Here is a 779-nt window from a genome sequence, read left to right as displayed (position 1 = left end):
AACTCGTTATTATGACGAAAACTCTGGTGAGCTCGTAACCAACCAAACCCGTACCATCAATGGTGTTACTTATCACTTTGATGAAAATGGACGTGCGAAGCAATTGTAAAGAATTTAGGAAATAGACTAAGTTTTTCTCTCAGATATCTAACTAAAGGAAGTTGATTAATTTTAACTTCCTTTTTAAAATCCACGAAAATTAATTTTGTCCACTTTAAGAAAACTTTAGGCTTTACTTTATATACTATAACCATCCTAAAACTTTTCTTTTTCATAATCTCCTAAATCCAGGGCATAGGTCCTGGATTTTTTTGTTTTTTTACTCTTATGACTGCTAAAATTGTGACATTTACCTTGTTAGTCACCTTACAATGTAATCGTTTTCTTATTTTTGTCTAAATTTCTTATATTTTCTTGAAAGTCTCTAAAATAGCGCTATAATAGGACTTAGGAAATGGAGGAAAAATTATGAAAGTACATTCTAATTTTACTGGACAAAAGTCCACAAAACGTCTGATTGCATTCTCATGTGCAACTGCTCTTGCAAGTTTTGCCTTTATCGCAAAACCTGCCTTCGCTGAGGAAGCTAAAGCTGACAACGCATCAAACCTTGATGTGACTGCTGCTACCACTTCCAATGCGGAAACCACAGCTGATCTTGTCGAAACTAAAGTTGTTGAAGCTCCTGCAACTACTGAAAATGTAGCTAGCACTGAAAGCACTACAAACGTCTCAGAACAAGCCACAACTTCTGCTGCAAGCTCTGAAACTACCAGTGA

The 779-nt window shown here is 35.7% G+C and carries 1 pseudogene; it reads left to right on the top strand.

Features of this window, described 5'->3' with window-relative positions:
- Positions 1-468: 468 nt before the first annotated feature.
- Positions 469-779: pseudogene (locus HMPREF2607_RS10660) on the top strand (hypothetical protein); the annotation flags it as partial.

The organism is Streptococcus sp. HMSC078H03, assembly GCF_001808655.1.
Taxonomy (GTDB): domain Bacteria; phylum Bacillota; class Bacilli; order Lactobacillales; family Streptococcaceae; genus Streptococcus; species Streptococcus salivarius_G.
The sequence above is the reverse complement of the archived record's forward strand: the minus strand, read 5'-3'. Positions and strand labels throughout refer to the sequence as shown.